The 18,354-nt window shown below is 71.9% G+C and carries 15 protein-coding genes, 1 pseudogene and 1 riboswitch; of the genes and pseudogenes, 11 read left to right on the top strand and 5 right to left on the bottom strand.

The annotated features are described in order from the left end of the window. The first annotated feature begins 243 nt into the window (after positions 1-243). On the top strand, positions 244-882 hold the full coding sequence (locus ACH4U8_RS28875; RefSeq protein WP_395781159.1) for a histone deacetylase: 639 nt from the start codon (positions 244-246) through the stop codon (positions 880-882). A gap of 41 nt (positions 883-923) precedes the next feature. On the opposite strand, the gene ACH4U8_RS28870 is transcribed toward ACH4U8_RS28875, so the two are convergent. Then, positions 924-1,649: a flavodoxin family protein gene (locus ACH4U8_RS28870; RefSeq protein ID WP_360311053.1), complete on the bottom strand. Its 726-nt coding sequence runs from the start codon at positions 1,647-1,649 to the stop codon at positions 924-926. 225 nt (positions 1,650-1,874) lie between these two features. On the opposite strand from ACH4U8_RS28870, the gene ACH4U8_RS28865 reads away from it, so the two are divergent. Beyond that, entirely contained in the window at positions 1,875-2,276 is a 402-nt protein-coding gene (locus ACH4U8_RS28865; RefSeq protein ID WP_360311051.1) for a hypothetical protein, read from the top strand. Between the two features lie 3 nt (positions 2,277-2,279). Continuing rightward, on the top strand, positions 2,280-4,406 hold the full coding sequence (locus ACH4U8_RS28860; RefSeq protein ID WP_379990405.1) for a DUF6571 family protein: 2,127 nt from the start codon (positions 2,280-2,282) through the stop codon (positions 4,404-4,406). A gap of 84 nt (positions 4,407-4,490) precedes the next feature. Here the strand turns inward: ACH4U8_RS28860 and ACH4U8_RS28855 are convergent, their stop codons facing one another. Next, positions 4,491-5,117, bottom strand: coding sequence for a uridine kinase (locus ACH4U8_RS28855; RefSeq protein WP_395781157.1), 627 nt, complete (start codon positions 5,115-5,117; stop codon positions 4,491-4,493). Positions 5,118-5,227: 110 nt separating this feature from the next. Between ACH4U8_RS28855 and ACH4U8_RS28850 the strand changes: the two genes are divergently transcribed. From ACH4U8_RS28850 to ACH4U8_RS28820, 7 genes are all read left to right on the top strand, one after another. Next, a complete protein-coding gene (locus tag ACH4U8_RS28850; protein WP_395781155.1) occupies positions 5,228-6,904 on the top strand; it encodes a PucR family transcriptional regulator in 1,677 nt (558 codons plus the stop codon). 170 nt (positions 6,905-7,074) lie between these two features. Further along, entirely contained in the window at positions 7,075-8,469 is a 1,395-nt protein-coding gene (locus tag ACH4U8_RS28845; protein WP_395781153.1) for a diaminopimelate decarboxylase, read from the top strand. Further along, positions 8,466-9,302 carry a M55 family metallopeptidase gene (locus ACH4U8_RS28840; RefSeq protein WP_360311041.1) on the top strand — a complete coding sequence of 279 codons (837 nt, stop codon included), beginning with the start codon at positions 8,466-8,468 and terminating at the stop codon, positions 9,300-9,302. The genes ACH4U8_RS28845 and ACH4U8_RS28840 overlap by 4 nt, the downstream gene beginning before the upstream one ends. A 101-nt stretch (positions 9,303-9,403) precedes the next feature. Next, on the top strand, positions 9,404-10,831 hold the full coding sequence (locus ACH4U8_RS28835; protein WP_395781151.1) for an amino acid permease: 1,428 nt from the start codon (positions 9,404-9,406) through the stop codon (positions 10,829-10,831). A 99-nt stretch (positions 10,832-10,930) separates the two neighbouring features. Beyond that, positions 10,931-11,251, top strand: a complete 321-nt coding sequence (locus ACH4U8_RS28830; RefSeq protein ID WP_360311037.1) for a multidrug efflux SMR transporter — start codon at positions 10,931-10,933, stop codon at positions 11,249-11,251. Continuing rightward, positions 11,248-11,796, top strand: coding sequence for a TetR family transcriptional regulator (locus ACH4U8_RS28825; RefSeq protein ID WP_360311035.1), 549 nt, complete (start codon positions 11,248-11,250; stop codon positions 11,794-11,796). Before ACH4U8_RS28830 ends, ACH4U8_RS28825 begins: the two co-directional genes overlap by 4 nt. Before the next feature lie 261 nt (positions 11,797-12,057). Beyond that, complete coding sequence (locus tag ACH4U8_RS28820; RefSeq protein ID WP_379992411.1) at positions 12,058-12,642, top strand: TMEM165/GDT1 family protein; 585 nt, start codon at positions 12,058-12,060, stop codon at positions 12,640-12,642. 125 nt (positions 12,643-12,767) lie between these two features. Here ACH4U8_RS28820 and ACH4U8_RS28815 read toward each other — a convergent pair. Then, positions 12,768-13,556 (bottom strand): annotated as a pseudogene (locus tag ACH4U8_RS28815) (TIGR04222 domain-containing membrane protein); the annotation flags it as partial. A 407-nt stretch (positions 13,557-13,963) separates the two neighbouring features. After that, positions 13,964-14,158, top strand: a riboswitch (cyclic di-AMP (ydaO/yuaA leader). 6 nt (positions 14,159-14,164) lie between these two features. On the opposite strand from ACH4U8_RS28815, the gene ACH4U8_RS28810 reads away from it, so the two are divergent. Next, a complete protein-coding gene (locus tag ACH4U8_RS28810; RefSeq protein ID WP_395781149.1) occupies positions 14,165-15,148 on the top strand; it encodes an NlpC/P60 family protein in 984 nt (327 codons plus the stop codon). Positions 15,149-15,636: 488 nt separating this feature from the next. Here ACH4U8_RS28810 and ACH4U8_RS28805 read toward each other — a convergent pair whose 3' ends face one another. Continuing rightward, entirely contained in the window at positions 15,637-16,674 is a 1,038-nt protein-coding gene (locus ACH4U8_RS28805) for an ROK family protein (protein ID WP_395781147.1), read from the bottom strand. Further along, positions 16,671-18,179 (bottom strand): APC family permease, encoded by a 1,509-nt coding sequence (locus ACH4U8_RS28800; RefSeq protein WP_395781145.1) that lies wholly within the window; start codon positions 18,177-18,179, stop codon positions 16,671-16,673. The genes ACH4U8_RS28805 and ACH4U8_RS28800 overlap by 4 nt, the downstream gene beginning before the upstream one ends. Positions 18,180-18,354: the final 175 nt, after the last annotated feature.

The raw sequence follows: 18,354 nt of genomic DNA, 5'->3' as shown, positions 1-18,354 counted from the left end.
ACTCCTTCGCGGTACCTGCGCGGTCGCGCCGGCGATCGGCCACGGCCCTCGCACACACGGGATTTCGACGACGGCCTCGGCCGGCCTCGGGTCGACCCGGCGACCGGCCGGACTCGGCGCGTACTCATGGTTGCCCCGAAACCCGCCGCCCATCCGTGCGTTCCCCCACGCCGCCCGTTCGGCGCACGCCGGCCACGCACGGGCGAGCCGCCCTTCGGCCGGCCACGCCCTAGGCTGGCGCAGATGGGTTCGGAACTGGTCTGGTATGCCGCGTACGGGTCCAACATGCACGCCTCCCGCCTGGACTGTTACCTGCGCGGCGGCCGGCCGCCCGGCGGTCTGCGCACCTATCCGGGCTGCCGGGACCCGTCCCCGCCGCGGGCCACGCGCCCGATGGTGCTGCCGGGCCGGATGTACTTCGCCTTCGAATCGAAGAACTGGACCGGCGGACTCGCCCTGTACGACCCCCTGGACCCGGGCCGCACCCCCGCTCGGGCCTATCTGTTGACCCGGGCGCAGTTCGCCGACCTGGCCGCGCAGGAGATGTACCGCGCACCCGGAGTCGACCCGGACCTGAGCACACTGGCGACCATCGGCCGGGCCACGCTGGGTCCGGGTCGCTACGAGACGGTGGTCCGGGTGGGCAGCTCCGACGGGCACCCGATCCTGGCCCTGACCGCGCCGTGGCGCAGTGCCGACGCGCCGTGGAACGCACCGGCCGCCGCCTACCTGCGACACCTGCGGGCCGGACTCGCCGAGGCACACGGCTGGTCCGGGCGGCGCGCGGCGCGCTACCTGGCCAACTGCCCGGGTGCGGCCGGCACCTGGACCGCCGAGGCGATCGCCGCGCTGCCGGCGCTGCCGGGGCCGCCGACGGCGTAGCGTCGGCGGCCCGCAGGGCGCGGGGTCGGGGTCGGCTCCGGTCAGCGGTAGTCCGGGTTCTCGAAGTCGTAGCGACACCCGGCGTCCCAGCCCGCGCGCTGGTTGCCGTAGGCCGGCATCCCGCCCGCGTCCTTGAGCATTCGGGCCAGGTGCATCAGGTTCCAGGTCATGAACGTGGTGTTGCGGTTGGTGAAGTCGTTCTCCGGGCCGCCCGAGCCGGGGTCCAGGTAGGACGCCCCCGGCCCGACCTCGCCGATCCAGCCGGCGTCCGCCTGCGGCGGGACGACGTAGCCCAGGTGCTGGAGGCTGTACAGCACGTTCATCGCACAGTGCTTGACGCCGTCCTCGTTGCCGGTGATCAGGCAACCGCCGACCCGCCCGTAGTACGCGTACTGCCCGGCGTCGTTGAGCAGGCTGGAGCACGCGTACAGCCGCTCCACCACCCGCTTGAGCACCGAGCTGTTGTCGCCCAGCCAGATCGGCCCGGCCAGCACCAGGATGTCCGCGGCCAGCACCCGCTCGTACAGCGCGGGCCACTCGTCGCCGGGCCAGCCCCGGTCGCTCATGTCCGGCCACACGCCGGTGGCGATCTCGTGGTCGACCGCGCGGATCTGATCGACCACGATGCCGTGTCGGGTCATGATGCCGCGGCTGAGGTCCACGAGTCCCTGGGTGTTGCTGACCTCGGGTGAGCGCTTGAGCGTGCAGTTGACGAACAGCGCCCGCAGGTCGTCGTAGCGGGCGGGCGGTGGTCCGTTGTCGGTCATCCGAGGCTCCCGGGGGTGTCCGTCGATGGGTACCGGGACAGCGTCTCCCGGCCGCGCCGCGATCGCCGGTACATCCGCCCCGAGTCGCCGCCGGCCGAGATCCCGATCCGGCATCTTCCGCCCGGATCTGCGCGCGCCGGTTGATCAAGCCGGCCCGGTGGTCTTGGATGGCCGGGTAACACAGGTGTATGACGCGTATCGCACTGGTGACTCGGGGGTTACACCATGACGACCGACTTCGACTCGATAATCAACCCGGGGATGCCCCGGCTGACCAGAAGTCCCTACGCCGCGACGAACACGCCCAACCCGCGCCCGGGTTGCGCGCCGCAGGCGCCGGACGTGCACGTCGAGCCCGGCACGCTCGACTCCGCCGCCGGCCGACTGCGGGAGATCGCGGGCGACTTCCGTACGACCGGCCTCAAGGGCGTCACCGCGCTGGAGCCGGTGTCCAAGGCACTGGCCGGCTTCGATCTGGCCAAGGCGCTGGACGGTGCCCACACCGCCTGGCACGACCGCACCATCGCGGTGGCCGACACGCTCGCCGGCCGGGCGGGCAATCTGAACAGCACGGCGAGCAACTGGCGCGCCACCGAGAAAACCGTCTGCACGACGTTCGGAGGCTGACCCGTGGTCGACTTCATCCATCTGCGCGATGTCGACCTGGGCACGCTGACCACCGCCGCCGAGGTCTGGGCGACGCTGCCCGACCGCATGCACACCCAGCACGGCGACGTGGACCGCGAGGTGATCTCCCCGCTCGCGGGCGGCGCCTGGAAGGGCTCCGAGGCGAACACCGGGATCGGTGAACTGCGCACCATGTCCGGCCAGATCGAGGACGCGCACACCGAGGCGGCGGCGCTGCGCACGGTGCTGCTGGACGCCGCGAGCGACCTCAAGACCGCGAAGGAACACCTGACCAAGGCGATCGCCGACGCGGTCGACCAGAAGCTGACCGTGGACGACAGCGGCGGCGTGCACTGGACGGCGCCGCCGTACGCCCGCAACCTGCCGCCGGACGACTACGACGCGGCGGTCAAACCGCTCAAGGAGGCGGCGCAGGGCATCTCGGACCGGATCGGCAAGGCGCTGACCGAGGCCACCGCCGCCGACCAGCGGGCCGCGTTCGCGTTGAACGCGGACACCCGGGGCGCGGACCCGAAGAAGTTCAACGGCAACGCGGTCGGCGCGGGTCCGGCCCAGGACGCCCGCCGGGCGACCGATCTGGCCAACCGGCTGATGATGCTCAGTCCGGCCGAGCGTGGCGAACTGCGCAACCTGCTTGCCGCCAATGCCGACGACCCGGCGTTCAGCACACCGTTCCTGAACCAGCAGGGCCCGCGCGGCACCCTGTGGTTGGCGGGCATGATCGCCAAGTTGGGCGCGGGCAGCGACGTGCCCAAGGATCAGCAGGAGGATCTCAAGGCCATCCAGGCCGATCTGGGCCGGGTGTTGGCCGCCGGGACCGGCAAGGGGCCCGGGCCGCACGTCGATCAGAATTGGATCGACGAACTCAAGCGGGCCGGCCGGGAGAAGACCGACATCGGGCTGTATTCGTTTCAGCCCTACGGATACCAACTCCTGGGCACGCTGCTGGACACCGGTCATCAGGACACCGATTTCCTGCGCCAGATCGGGCAGGACATGCGTGCCATGGAGCGGGACGATCCTGCGGTATGGCTCAAGAACACCCCGTCGGGTGCGATGTACAACGGGTTCCGGCTCGACATCACCGACGGGCACGGCGCGGGGCTCGACCCGATGACCGGCCTGATGGCCGCGTTCGGCAACAACCCGGAGGCCGCGAAGGAGTTCTTCGATCCGGCCAAGCACCCGGGCGAGGTCGCCTACATGCTCAAGGACCGGCACTGGCTGATGGACTGGGACGGCGCCGGACCGATTCCCAAGGGCTACAACCCGCCCGGCTACGACGAGTTGGGGCGCGCGTTGGAGGCCGCGGCCACCGGCCAGGTGCCCACCGGCGGTTACGGTCTGCCCGGCGGCGCCCACCCCGTGCACGACGAGACGATGAAGCAGATCATGCGCGACACCGTCTCGGTGCTGGGCGGAGAGGACGGGAAACAGGGCAAGTTCCCGGCGATCATGCGCGACAGCGTGGGCAACATGGTCGCGTCGTACATGGGCGACGGGGTGTACGACCAACTCGTGGCCAAGGACGGCCAGAACGGGTCGATGTTCCACGACCAGGACCTGATGCGGGTGATCACCGCCGCCGGCACCGACCCCGAGGCGTTCGCGGTGATGCACGGCGCGACCGTCAACCACGCCGCCGACGTGCTGGCCCAGCACCCGGTGGTCAAGGTGCCGGGTGCGCTGCCGGCCATGGACGTCGAGGCCCGGCAGGCGTTCAACGCGCTGGGGACCATGGACGGGCTGCGCGACGAGTCGATCGTCGCGGCGCGCGAGGCGGGGGTCACCGAGGCGACCTGGAACCGCAAGTTCCAGTACCTCACGAGTGCGCAGATCCTCAGCTACATCCCGCACGTCGGCATCCCCGCCGGTCGGATGATGGACTGGTACACCGCGCACGCGCTGGCCGCGGACACCGCCGGGCTCGAACACGGTTCGGGGCTCAGTCGCACCGAGAACTACTGGAGCGGCTGGTCGAGTTCGAAGGCGATGGCGGAGGAGTACGCGCGGGCGAACAACGCCAGCCCGGAGGAGATCGCCGACCTCGCCGAGGACCGTCGGTCCAACGCGATGGACGTCGCACCGCGCCGGCTCGGGCGCAAGTAGGCCGAACGGGCCCGTCCCGCGTGGGGTGCACCCGCGCGGGACGGGTACGGCGGCGACGGCGCCCGGTCGACCGGGCGCCGTCGGCTACCGAGCGCCCCCGCCGGCGAGCACCCGCCGCTCGGCAACGGCCGCACGACGCCCGCCGGTTCCGTCGACGCGCAGGTGTGGGCGGGTCCAGGGACGGTCGTCGGCCAGGTGTGCGGCCTCGGCCGCGCGCCACAGCCGCCAGAACCAGGCCAGTTCGGGGCCGTCCCGATCGAGGGTGCGCGCGGCGGCGAGCGCGGCGGGTGTGTCGACCCGGATCCGCAGCGCCGTCACCGGGCCGAGTTCGCGCCGAGCCGCGCCGACCCCCTCCAGGATCAACACCGGCGCGGCCGGCACCTCGCTGTAGCCGCTGACCCGATAGGCGGCCCAGTCGTAGGTGTCGCAGCGGGCCGCCGCACCCCGGGCGAGCGGTTCGAGCAGTTGCGCGCGCAGGCGCGGCAGCCAGCCGAAGAAGTCCCCGGGTCGGGCGAAGTCGTCCAGCCGCACCACGGGCGCGCCACCGGATCGCGCGGCGATGGCGTCGGCCAGCGTGCTCTTGCCCGAACCGCCGATGCCGTCCACCGCGACCAGCCGGGTCCGACCCACCGACGGCGGCAGCACGACGGCACGCGCCGCGATGCGCGCGGCCGTCCCGTCCCGGTCCCGATCCGACCCTGCGATGGACATCGGCGCAGCCTACCGCCCGATTCGCCCGGTTCCGGGAGTGGGGTGGGGCGCGGGGAGGTGCGGCTGCGCGGTGCCTCCCGACGCGGTGGTGTGCACGCGATCATGGAGTCATGACCAAGCGTGCGTCCTCCCGTCGTCCCGCCGCGGCGACGTTGGCCGGGGTCCTGGACCTGATCGAGCCCGGCATCCTCGACGTCGTGGTCGCGCCGCGCGGAACCGAGGTGCCGGTGAGCGGGGTCGCCCTGTACGACCTCGGCGACGAGCCCGCCGACGGCACGGCGCTCGCCGGGGCGATCCTGCTCGCGGTCGGCGTGGACCCGCACGGGCCCGGCGCGGTGGAGGCGGTGCGGGCGGCCCGGCGCGCGGGGGCGAGCGCGCTGGTGCTCCGACGCGGCGCGGCCGGCCCGGACCCCGCCGGGCCCGTGGACCCCGCCGTGCCCGCGGCCGCCGCAGCCGGCGGAATCGCCGTGCTCACCCGGCGGCCCGGACGCGGGTGGACCGACGTGCTGGGCCTGCTGCGCAACGCCTGCGCGCAGAGCAGCCCGTCCGAACTCGCCGCGGTCGACAGCCTGCGCCCGGGCGACCTGTCCGGCCTGGCCAACACGCTCGCCGATCTGGTCGGCGGGGCGATCACGATCGAGGATCCGCAGTCGCGGGTGCTGGCCTACTCCCGGATGGACCACGAGCCGGATCCGATGCGCCGGGCGACCATCCTGAACCAGGAGGTGCCGCGCTGGCGCGTCGCCGAACTGCGCGAGAGCGGCTTCTTCCGCACCCTGTGGGCCACCGACGACGTGGTCCGGCTGCCCGCCGACGACCGCTACGCGGAACGGCTGGCGATCGCGGTCCGGGACGGGGGCGAGGTGCTCGGGTCGATCTGGGCCGCGGCCGACGGGCACCCGCTCGCGCCGGACGCGGTGGCGGCGTTGCGTACCGCCGCCCGGGCGGCCCGGCCGCACCTGGTCCACCACGAGACCCGCGGTCGCGAGGAGGCGCGTCGTCGGGAGGAGGCGGTGCACACGTTGTTGACCGGGGGCGCGGGTGCGGAACGGGCGGCCCGGACGCTGGGGGTGCACCCGGATCGGCCGTACGCGGTGATCGTGGTCGAGGCGTACGAGCGCCACCCGACGCGGGCCGCGGCCGATGCGCCCACGCCCGCCGAGCAGCGGGTGCTCGACGTGCTCGCGTTGCAGGCGGCGGCGCTTCGTCCGGGGTGTGTGACCGCGCGGGCCGGTCGACGGTTGTTCGTGCTGACGCCGGCGGGCGAGGCGCCCGCCGACCCGGCGCGCGACCTGGTCGCCACGGCCCGGTCGGTGCCGGGCACGGTGGTCTTCGCCGGGGTCGGCCCGCTCGCCCATCGGCCGGCGGAGTTGCCCGGAGCGCGCGAGGAGGCCGAGATCGTGGTGCGGGTGCTGCGCGAGCGGGCGGCGGCGGCCGGGGTGTCCGTGTCCGTGTCGGCGTCGGCGCTGTCGGTCGACGTGGTGTCGGAGGCGGCCCTGGTGCGCCTGTTGGACCGGGTCGAGCCGCTGTGGCCGATGGCCGGACCGGTGCACGCGATGGTCGAACACGACCGGCTGCACGGATCGGAGTACTCCGCCTCGGTCGGCGCCTACCTGGCCGCCTTCGGCGACACCCCGGCCGCCGCGCGCGGGCTGAGCGTGCACCCGAACACTCTGCGCTACCGGCTGCGCCGGGCCCGGGAGCTCTTCGGGGTGGACCTGGACGACCCCACGGGCCGCCTGCTCGCCGACATCGGGCTGCGCCTGGCCCACCGTGCGCACGAATGAGGCTCGGGGCCCGACCGGCGCATTCCATGATCATTTTCTTGTCACGACACACAATCGATGTCTCGGCCTTTGGTCGCCCACGACGCTGACGCCCGCTCTCGCCCGGATCCAAGCTGTGCATGCGACTCGAACGGGTCGCGAACACTTGAGAACTTCGAGGTGTGGTGCACGTGACTTCCGCAGTGGCCCGACGGCGTCGATCGGCTCGACAGGCGGCCCTGGCCCGAGTCGTCGAGCAGGGCCTGCTGGGCCCCGGGCAGCCCCTGGTGGGCCTGCTGGACGTGGACGGCATCCGGGCCTCGGTCGCCGCGCTGACCGCGGCCTTCGGCGACACGCCCGTGCTGCACACCTTCGCCGCCAAGGCTTGCGGCCTGGTCCCGGTCCTGCGCCTGCTCGCCGACGCGGGGATGGGCTGCGAGGTCGCCTCGCCGGGCGAACTGGAGCAGGCCCTGGCGGCCGGATTCACCCCCGAGAGGCTCGTCCTGGACAGTCCGGCCAAAACCGTCGAGGAGCTGCGCCACGCCCTCGCGCACGGCATCGCCGTCAACGTCGACAACTTCCAGGAACTGGCCCGCATCGACGCGATCGTGGCCGAGCGCCCGCCCGCCGGACCGATCGGGATCCGGGTCAATCCGCAGGTCGGCGCCGGCGCGATCGGCGCGATGAGCACCGCGACCAGCACCTCCAAGTTCGGCATCGCGCTGCGCGACCCGGGAGCCGTCGAAGCCGTGGTCGAGGCGTTCGCCCGCCGGCCGTGGCTGAACCGGCTGCACGCGCACGTCGGCTCCCAGGGCTGCCCGCTGTCGCTGATCGCCGCCGGCCTGCGGGCCACCCACGAACTGGCCGAGCACATCAACACCGTCCTGGGCCGCCGACAGATCACCGGCCTGGACATCGGCGGCGGCCTGCCGGTGAACTTCGCCGGCGACGAGGACGACCCGACCTTCACCGACTACGTCGCCGAACTGCGCGCGGCCGTGCCCGAACTCCTGGACGGCCGCTACCAACTGGTCACCGAGTTCGGCCGCTCCCTGCTCGCCAAGAACGGCACGATCGCCTCGCTGGTGGAATACACCAAGAGCGCCGGCGGCCGACGGATCGCGATCACCCACGCGGGCGCACAGGTGGCCACCCGCACGGTGTTCATGCCCCAGGCGTGGCCGCTGCGGGTGGGCGCCTTCGACGCGCACGGCCGGCCCAAGAACGCACCGCAGGAGATCCAGGACGTCGCCGGCCCGTGCTGCTTCGCCGGCGACCTGACCGCCGTCGGCCGCGCTCTGCCGCTGCTCGAACCGGGCGACGTCGTCGCGCTGTACGACACCGGCGCCTACTACTTCTCGTCCCACTTCGCCTACAACTCGCTGCCCCGACCGGCCGTGTACGGCTACCGCGTGGTGGACGACACGGTGCACCTGGCCACCGTCCGCGAGGCGCAGACCGTGCGCGAGGTGGTCCGGGAGAGCGGCGCGGCGCAGGTGCACGCCCTGGTGGACCTGTTGGCCACGAACTCCTCGGGGAACGAGTCCCAGCCCGACCGTCCCGACCCCGAGGAGGTGGCGGTATGACCCGCGTGCTGATCTCCGCCGACATGGAAGGCGCCACCGGCACGGTGCTGCCGGCCGACGTGACCGCCGGCAACCCGCGCTACGAACGTTTCCGGCGCCTGCTCACCGGCGACGTCAACGCGGCCGTGGCCGGCTTCCTGGACGGCGGTGCCGACGAGGTGATCGTCAACGACGCGCACTGCGGCATGGACAACGTGCTCCTGGAGGAACTCGACCCGCGCGCGCTGCTCATCGTCGGCCGCAACAAACCCCTCGGCATGCTCCAGGGGCTCGAACTCGGCGTGGACGCACTGGCGTTCGTCGGCTACCACACCGGCGCGGGCGAGGCCGGCGTGCTCGCCCACACCTACCTCTCGCACAGCGTGCTCGCCGTCCGCGTCGACGGGCGCCCGGTCGACGAGGGAAGCTTCAACGCGCTCGTCGCGGCCGAGGCCGGGGTCCCGGTGGTGCTGGTCACCGGTGACGACCCGACCTGCGCCCGGGCCGCCCGCTACGCCCCGGGCTGCCGTACGGTCACGGTCAAGACGGCCATCTCCCGCCACGCGGCGATCTGTCGCACCCCTGCGGCGACGGCGACCGACATCCGCCGCGAGGCCGCCGCCGCGTTGGCGGTCCCGCCGGCGCGGCCCACCGCGAAGCCGGCCGCCCCGCACGTGGTCGAGGTCGACCTGGACAGCCCCTACCTCGCCGAACGCGCGAGCGCGGCGGCCGGGGTCGACGTCGTCGGCCCGCGCACCGTCCGGCTGGACGCCCCCGACGCCCGCGAGGCGCTGCGCCGGTTCCGGGCCCTGACCTGGGTGATCGGCGCCGGCCGCGAGGGCGACTGGACCTGACCGGCCCCTCCCCCGGGCAATCGCCCGAACCGGCGCGCCACCACACTCCGGGGCCGCCGTCTCCCCCTGCCTCCCCCGTTCCCCGCCATGCAGGAGTCTCCATGTCGCAACCCACACCCCCGACCGAGCAACCCCGACTCAGCCGTTCGCTCCGCAACCGACACATGGCCATGATCGCGATCGGCGGGGCGATCGGGGCCGGTCTGTTCGTCGGCAGCGGCAGCGTGATCAAGACCGCCGGCCCGGCCGCGATCGTGTCCTACTGTCTCGCCGGCGCACTGGTGTTGTGCACGATGCGGATGCTCGGCGAGATGGTCGTCGCCAGGCCGTCCTCGGGCTCGTTCTCGGACTACGCGCGCACCGCCATCGGGCCCTGGGCGGGCTTCACGATCGGCTGGCTGTACTGGTACTACTACGTGGTCATCGTGGCCGTCGAGGCGGTCGCGGGCGCCGCGATCCTGCACGCCTGGCTCGACCTGCCGCTGTGGGTGCTGGCGATGGCCCTGATGGCGGTGATGACCGCGACGAACCTGCTGTCGGTGAAGTCCTTCGGCGAGTTCGAGTTCTGGTTCTCCTCGGTCAAGGTCGCCGCGATCATCGCCTTCCTCGTCGTCGGCGGTCTGCATGTGTTCGGCGCGTGGCCGGGGAGTTCGTTCGACTTCGCCAACCTCACCTCGCACGGCGGTTTCGCGCCGAACGGCTTCACCTCGATCTTCTCCGCCATCGTCGTGGTCATCTTCGCCTTCGGCGGCGCCGAGATCGTCACGATCGCCGCCGCCGAGAGCAAGGAGCCCGAGCGTTCGGTGGCGCGGGCCACGACCGGCATCATCTGGCGGATCATCCTGTTCTACGTCGGCTCGATCTTCCTCGTCGTCACGATCGTCCCGTGGGACGGCGCCGAGGTGCTGGCCAGCCCGTACGTCGCCGCGTGGGACATCATCGGCCTGCCCGGCGCGGGCACCGTGATGGACGTGGTGATCCTCACCGCGGTGCTCAGCGTGCTCAACTCGTCGGTGTACGTGTCCTCGCGCATGCTCTTCGCGTTGGCCTCGCACGGCGACGCCCCCAAGTGGTCGGTCAAGACCAGCAGGCGCAACGTCCCGGTGCGGGCGATCCTGGCCGGTACGGTCGTCGGCTGGGTCTCGGTATTGCTCGCCTACCTGTCGCCGGACACCGTGTTCACCTATCTGGTCAACTCCTCCGGCGCGATCGCCATCTTCATGTACATCATGATCGGCGCCTCGCAACTGCGGATGCGGCGCCGGTTGGAGCGTGAGGCTCCGGAGCGACTGACCCTGAAGATGTGGCTGTTCCCCTATCTCACCTGGATCGTGATGGCGGGCTTCGTCGCCGTGCTCGTGGCGATGGCGGTCATCGACGACCAGCGCACCCAACTGTTCACCAGCCTGGGCAGCCTCGCGGTCGTGCTCGTCGCGTACGCGATACGCCGGACCCACGGGCCGCGCCCCGGCGGATCGGGTGACTCCCGAGGCGCGCGAGCCGTCCCGGAAGCCGTCTCCACCCCGTAGCCCGCGGCCCACTCTCCTCGCCGACGCCCTGGACACACCCCTGCCCGGGACTTGTACATTTGTACTTGTACATCTGTGCCACTCGGAGGGGAGAGGGCCGTGGCCTGGTTGTTCCTGGGGTTGGCGATCTCGTGTGAGGTGATCGCGACCAGCCTGCTCAAGAGCACGGACGGGTTCACCAGGTTGTGGCCGACCGTGACGTGTCTGGCCGGATACGCGGGGGCGTTCTACCTGTTGACGCTGTCGTTGCGGCAGTTGCAGGTGGGCACCGCGTACGCGATCTGGTCCGGGCTCGGGACCGTGGCGATCGCGCTGGTCGGGGCGGTGTTCCTGAACGAGCCGGTGACGCTGCTCAAGGCGTTCGGGATGGCGCTGGTGATCGCGGGCGTGGTGGTGCTGAACCTGGGCGGTGCGCATTGACCACGACCCGCGATCCCGAGGGGCGGCGGCTGCGGATCGTGCGCGGCGCGTGCGAGGTGATCGCCGAGGTGGGGGTGGGCAACACCACGCATCGGCTGGTCGCGGCCCGGGCCGGCGTGCCGCTGGGGGCGACCACGTACTACTTCGCGTCGCTCGACGACCTGGTCGCGGCGGCCCTCGCGCACGCGTCGAGCGAGACGGTGGCGCTGTTGGCGCAGTGGGTGCGCCGAACCCGCGATGCCGAGGACCTGCCGGAGGTGCTCACCGCCCTCACCGCCGAATACCTCGCGGACCGCCCGCGCGCGCTGGTGGAATACGAGTTGTACCTGGCGGCGGCCCGCAGCCCACAACTGCGCGGGTTCGCCGTGGCGTGGGTCGAGGGGGTCGGCGACTTCCTGTCCGCCCGGGTCGGCGCGCAGGCGGCCGCGGCGGCGCTGGCGGTGTTGGACGGCACCATGTTGCAGGTGCTCACGCTGGGCACTGATCTGGACGAGGCACAACTGCGCTGGTCGTTGGCACGGGTCCTGGCCGCGCCCCCGTCGTAGTCGGCCGGCCGGCCCGGTGCGGTAGGGTCGGCGACAGCGAAGGGGAGTAGCCCCGCAAACCGGTCGTCGACATGCTGGAGTCCTCGGACTCCCGGTGGCCGGGCCCGTGCTCCAGGCGGGCGGGCGAGACCTTCGGCCAGGTACCGACGCATCCGCGTTCCACGCGGCTGCACCCGTCGTGCCGGGCCGAGTGGTCCTCCGGTCGCCGAGCGGCGCCTTCGTGAAGACCCGGAGGCCCGGCTCTCGCAGAAAGCCACCCGGATGCACCTCGACCCTCTGGCGATCCTGACCGCCTTCGGGCTGATCTTCCTCGCCGAGCTCCCGGACAAGACGATGTTCGCGTCGCTTGCCATGGGCACCCGCATGCGACCGCTCTACGTCTGGTTCGGCACCTCGACCGCGTTCGTCGTGCACGTCGCGATCGCCGTCGGCGCGGGCGGTCTGCTCGGCCTGCTGCCCGGCTGGATCGTCAAGCTCGTCTCTGCCGCGCTGTTCGGCTTCGGCGCCTTCATGTTGTTGCGCGGCGGGGCGGGGGACGACGACGAGGACACCGCGGGCAAGACCGTGACCGGGTTCTGGCCGGTCTTCTCCACCGCGTTCATGGCCGTGTTCATCAGCGAATGGGGCGACCTCACCCAGATCACCACCGCCAACCTGGCGGCCACCAACGGCACCTGGTCCACCGCGATCGGCTCGGCCGCGGCGCTGATGTCGGTCTCCGCGCTGGCGCTGCTCGCGGGACGGTTCATCGCCAAGCGGGTCCCGTTGCAGACGGTGCAGCGGATCGGCGGCGTGTGCATGCTCGGACTGGCGATCTGGTCCCTGGTGGAGGCGTTCACGGGCTGAGCGGCGCGACGCGGCATGCGCGTCCGGCCCCGATGCGCCCGGCCTGCGCCCGGTCGGCCGGACGACGGCGTGGGCGGCGAGGGCATCAGGGACGCGCGGACGATCGGGTCCGGGATGGCTTCCGGGCCGAAGATCGCGATCCGGGTCGGCACGTCCTCGTCGGAGTCCGTTTGCACGGTCGGCGGCATCCGACGCAGCGTGGTGATCCGGGCCCGGCCCGCCACGGTCTGCGCGGCGAGCGGCCGGGTGAACAGTCGCGGTACCAGGGCGATCAGCGCCAGGACCGACACCGTGGCGCAGCCCGGCGAACCGGTCATCCCTTCGGCGACGCCGAGGCCGATGCCGAGGAACAGGACGACACACAGGCCGCAGGTGCCACGCGGGTCGACGTCCCGCTCACTCGGCAGCAGGCCGTCCTGTTCCAACCGGGTCCGCGCCGGTCGCCATCCGGCGGTCGGCCCGGACCGGGCGACCGCGTCCACGATCGGCCCGATCAGGGCGGTTCGGGCCGCGCCCACCGCGTCGAAGACGGTGCGCTCGACCGGGTCGTCCGGCTCGGGTGCGAGCAGGCTGATCCGACGATCCGCACCGATCACCGCCCGCCGACGGCGGTGCATCGCCACGAGCGCGACCTGGGCGAACCGGGTCGAACCGCCGGCGAGCAGCGCGATCTCCCGGAAGTCGAGAACGCGCTCGGCGGTGGCCGGCGCCGGGCGCCTGCGCAACCGGTACGCCCGCCCGAACCGGAGCAGGCAGGCAACCACGAACCAGCCGAGGCAGGCCGCGGACACGAGCAGGTACCACCGGGCCTGGCCCGCCGGGAGGGACCAGTGGGTCGGGTCCCGGCCGGCCTGCCCGTTCGTCGACGCCCGCGCCGTTCCCGCGGCGATGCCCTCGCGCACTGCGGCGATCATGCCCCCACCCCCGGTATTCGCGATCGGCGGCGCGGCGCCACGCCCGTGCGCACCACGGTGCCGCCTCGTCGCCGGCGCGTCCGGTGGAACCCCCTCGCACCTTGCTTCGCGAACCGGCCGAAATGTGATGTAGGCCGCATGGATAAAACGGACATAAATTACTTAGCCGACTTCGGGTGGTAATTCATTTTCCGCGACCCGGCATGAATCTCGATTATTTTCCGTGACCGAATGATCACGCCACTCTCCGAGATATCCCCTCGTCATGAGTGGTGCATCGACCGGTGGGCCGGCCGAGATGTCGCACTTATTCCGCCTTTACACCGGAGGCAAACTCGGCGTTTCGGTTGTGATCCGGCATCCGTATTGCCTACCTTTCTCGCCGATTCACCTTTCGGGTGAACCCTGTCGCCGGTACGCCGAATCCCGTCGCCGGCAGCGGGAGGTCTACATCGAAGAATCCGACGGGAGCGGGGGAACCAGGTGAATCGCCGTGGCCGGGATCGTTCCGGTGACGGCTAGGGGTGAAGTCGCGTGTTGCGCGACCGGGCTGCTCCAGTCCGAATCCGACAGCTCACCTCGTAGGCGACAGGAGAGGACCCCATTTCATGCTGTCCGCAAACGCTCGTCATCGCGCCGCTCGACCCACCAACGTCCGCCGCTTCGTCGCGGCGGTGGGCATCGCCGGCATGGGTGTCGTGATCCCGGTCGCCACTGCCGGTACGGCCCACGCGCAGGCCCCCTCCACCTCCGAGCAGGCCCCCTCCGGCGCCTCCGCCGTGCTGTCGGCGGTCCCGACCGCCGCGGTCGAGGCCGCCCCGATCCAGGCCGCACCCGCCGCGCCGGAGACCGCCGCGCCCGCCGACAAGGCCGGCTACGTGGTCAAGGCCGGCGACACGCTGTTCGGGCTCGCCCAGACCAACCAGGTCACCGGCGGCTGGCAGAGCCTGTACGAGATCAACCGCGATGTGCTCCGGTCCGGCCCGGACCTGATCCGGATCGGCCAGACCCTCCGGCTGACCGGCTCGGCCCCCGTGCTCTCCAAGGCCGCCGCGCCGGCCCAGCCGAGCATCAAGGTGCAGCCGAAGACCGGCGTCACGCCCGGCAAGACCACCCCCAAGCCGGCGAGCAAGCCGTCCGCCGACGTGTCGGTCAAGCCCGCCGCCAAGACCCCCGCCAAGCCCGCCACCGGCGGCTCGAAGGGCAACCAGGCGCCGAGTGGCGGCTCGTCCACCGCGTCGAGCAGCAAGGCCGCCCAGGCCGTGGCCTTCGCCAAGGCGCAGATCGGCAAGCCGTACGTGTACGGCGCCACCGGCCCGAACGCCTACGACTGCTCGGGTCTGGTCCAGGCCGCGTACAAGTCGGCCGGCATCTCGCTGCCGCGCGTGACCAACGACCAGTTCGCCGCCGACCCGCGCGTGTCGATCGCCAACCTGCAGCCGGGCGACCTGGTGTTCTTCTACTCGGGCATCAGCCACGTCGGCATCTACATCGGCGACGGCAAGATGGTGCACGCCGCGAACTCGCGCAAGCCGGTCGAGATCTCCTCGATCAACACCATGCCGATCGCGGGCGCCACGCGTCCTTCTTGATCGACCCGCCGAGACCGACGCCTCGCCGTCACGCCCCGGCAACACACCGGCGCCGTGCCCCTCGACCACCACCGAGGCGCACGGCGCCACACGTGTCCCCCCGACACCTGAACCACACCCGAACCGGCCCCGCAAGCCCGGTCCGCCCCTCCGACCCGAACAAAACCCATCGACCCGACCACCGTCCAACCCCAAGCCCACCGCCCGAGCCAAGCGCTCCGGCCCACCCGGCCTTCGACGCCAAGCCCTCGGCCCATGCCGGCCCCATCAGCCCGGCCGGCGTTTGAGGCCAAGCCCTCCGCCCAAGCCGGCCCCATCAGCCCGGCCGGCGCCCGCGGCGAAACCCTCCGCCCGACCCAGCCCGTTCAGCCCGGCCGGCGTTTGAGGCCAAGCTCTTCAGCCCGGCAGGCGTTTGAGGCCAAGCCGTCCAGCCCGGCCGGCGCGTTGAGGCCGGCCCCTTCAGCCCGGCCGGCGTTTGAGGCCACTTTTCAAGCCCGGCCGGCGTTTGAGGCCAAGTCGGCGGATCCCGGAGACCGCAGCAACACCTCCGCGGCCAGCGAGACCGCCCCACGAAGCGCCGCATCCTGCAGGAACCGCGCCCGCACGACCACCGGCGGAAACGGCACAGCCACCCGCGCCCGCGCCCGAATCGCCCCCAGCACACGCGAAGCGGAGCGCATCAGCCCGCCCGTCACCGCGATCCGCTCCACGTCGAGCGTGAGCGCCAAGTTGGCCACGTGTACCGCCAGTTCGTCCAACGCCTCGTCGACCAGCACGCGCACCCGCGGATCCGGATCGGTGAACAGCGCGGCGGCGTCCACCTCGCGGCCGAGCAGTTCGCTGCCCCGCGCACCCAGCCCGATGCCCGAGACGTACTCCTCCAACGGCGCGTGCCCGGCCCCGAATCCGGTGTCGCCCCGCCCCCGCAGCAGGTAGCCGATCTCGCCGGCCGCGCCGTTCGCGCCGCCGAGCACCCGCCCGCCCAGCACGATCGCGGCGGCGATCCCGGTGCCGACGGTGAGCAGGATCGCCGGGTCCGCGCCGCGCAACGCGCCCCAGCGGTATTCGGCCAGCGCGGCGGCCTTGGCGTCGTTGCCGACGGCGACCCGTTCCGGCTCCAGGCCCAGCCCCTCGCACAGCGTCGTGGCCAGTGCCAGGTCCTGCCAGCCCGGCACGTTGGGCGCGAGCAGGATCCGGTCGGGCAGCACGATGCCGGGACTGACCGCGCCGACCGCCACGCACCGTCCGCCGGTGGTCGCGGCGGTGTGCGCGACCAGTTCGCGGGTGGCCGCCATCGCACGCCGAACCGCCTGGACCGCGCCCTCGCGGGCCTCGGTGATCAGCCGCTCGCTCGCCAGTATCGTGCCGTCCGGCCGCGCGGTGGCCAGCGCGATCTTGGTGCCGCCGAAGTCGATGCCGCAGACGAAGTCCTTGCCCGCGCCCGCGCCGGAGCAGACGAATGCCTGCTCCGGCGCGGGCGCGGAGTCCGGAGCACCGGGGGTCCGGTCTCGGTGCAGCGCCGTCATGCGGGCTCCGCGACGTTGCGACCGGCACCCGAACCGGCGGTCCCCGCACCGGCCGACTCCGCACCGGCGGACTTCGCGTCGCGGTCGGACCGGTTCAGGTACACCTCGGAGATCTCGCGTGGCCCGAACGGCCAGGTCCGCTCCACCTTGGCCCACACCAGGAACGCGACGCAGCCCAGCGCCACCCACGCCAGCGCCCACTCGATCGGGTGGCGTCCGGGCGAGTTCTTGTCGGCGTAGCAGAAGATCGCGATCCAACCGACCAGCGAGACCAGGGCCGGTACCGGATACAGCCACATCCGATACGGGCGGTCCAGGCCGGGTTGCCGACGCCGCAGCACGATCAGCGCGGCGACCTGGGAGGCCGCCTGCACGATCACCATCACCGCGGTGAGCAGCACGATGATCGTGTTGAAGTCGGTGTGGTTGCCGATCAGAAAGCCCGCCGCGGTCACCACGCCCATGGTGAGCAGGCCCACCGTCGGGAAGCGGTGTCGCGGGTGCAGACGGGCGAACTGTTTGAAGAACACCCGGTCGCGGGCCGCGTCGTAGGGCACCCGCGAACCCCCGAGCAGGCCGGCGAACACGGACGCGAAGGCGGTGATCAGGATCAGTACCGTCACCGTCTTGGCCGCGCCCTTGCCCCACGCCTCCTCCAGGACCAGCGAACCGATCGAGGAGGAACCGGAGATGGTGTCGGTGTCGGTGACCCCGAGCACGCCGATCTGCATGATCAGGTAGATCCCCATGATGCCGACGATGGAGTAGACGATCGAACGGGGCAGCACCCGACCGGGGTTCTTGATCTCGGCGCCGAGGTAGGCGGTGGTGTTGTAGCCGAGGTAGTCGTAGATGCCGATGTTGAGGCCGCCCACGAAGGCCAGCCAGAAGCCGGTGGTGCCCAGGTCGAACGCGCCGTCCGGGTAGCTGAAGGCCAGGTCCGCGTCGAAGTTCGTGTAGCACGCGATGATCACCGCGCCGACGCTGATCAGCATCACCACCCACATGATCGTGCTCAGCAGGCCGATCGACTCGATCCTGCGCCACAACAGCAGGACCACCAGGAGCACGATGCCGACCCCGACCAGGTCGCCCTGGGTCTGCGACATCGAGGGCCACAGGTATTGCAGGTACTGCACCATGCCCAGCACGCCGGTGGACATGATCAGCGGGATGAACAGGATCGCGGTCCAGACGAACAGGAACGGCATCAGCCGGCCGGTGCGGTACTGGAACGCCTCGCGCAGGTAGATGTACGTACCGCCGGCGCCGGGCATCGCGGCGCCGAGTTCGGCCCAGATCAGCCCGTCGGCGAGGGCGAGCAGCGCGCCGGCGAGGAAGCCGAGGACGGCCTGCGGGCCGCCGAACGTGCCCACCATCAGTGGGATGGTGACGAACGGACCGATGCCGCACATCTGACTCATGTTGATCGCGGTCGCCTGGAACAGGCCGATCCGGCGGACGAATCCGCCGTCCGGCGTGGTCGCTCTTGGGCCGGCGCTCACCGTGAACCTCCAGAACAGGGGACACCCGGGGGACACCGGGTGTCGGAACGGGGGTGCGGAGGAAGGGACTTCGTGGTTCGACCCGGCCCGCGGCGGCACCGGTTTGTAAAGTAAAATTCCTTAACTAATCCCCGTCAAGGGTGCGTCGGGATCCGGCCCACATCTTTGCCCTTCC

This window comes from Embleya sp. NPDC020886 (assembly GCF_044333915.1).
Taxonomy (GTDB): domain Bacteria; phylum Actinomycetota; class Actinomycetes; order Streptomycetales; family Streptomycetaceae; genus Embleya.
The sequence above is the reverse complement of the archived record's forward strand: the minus strand, read 5'-3'. Positions and strand labels throughout refer to the sequence as shown.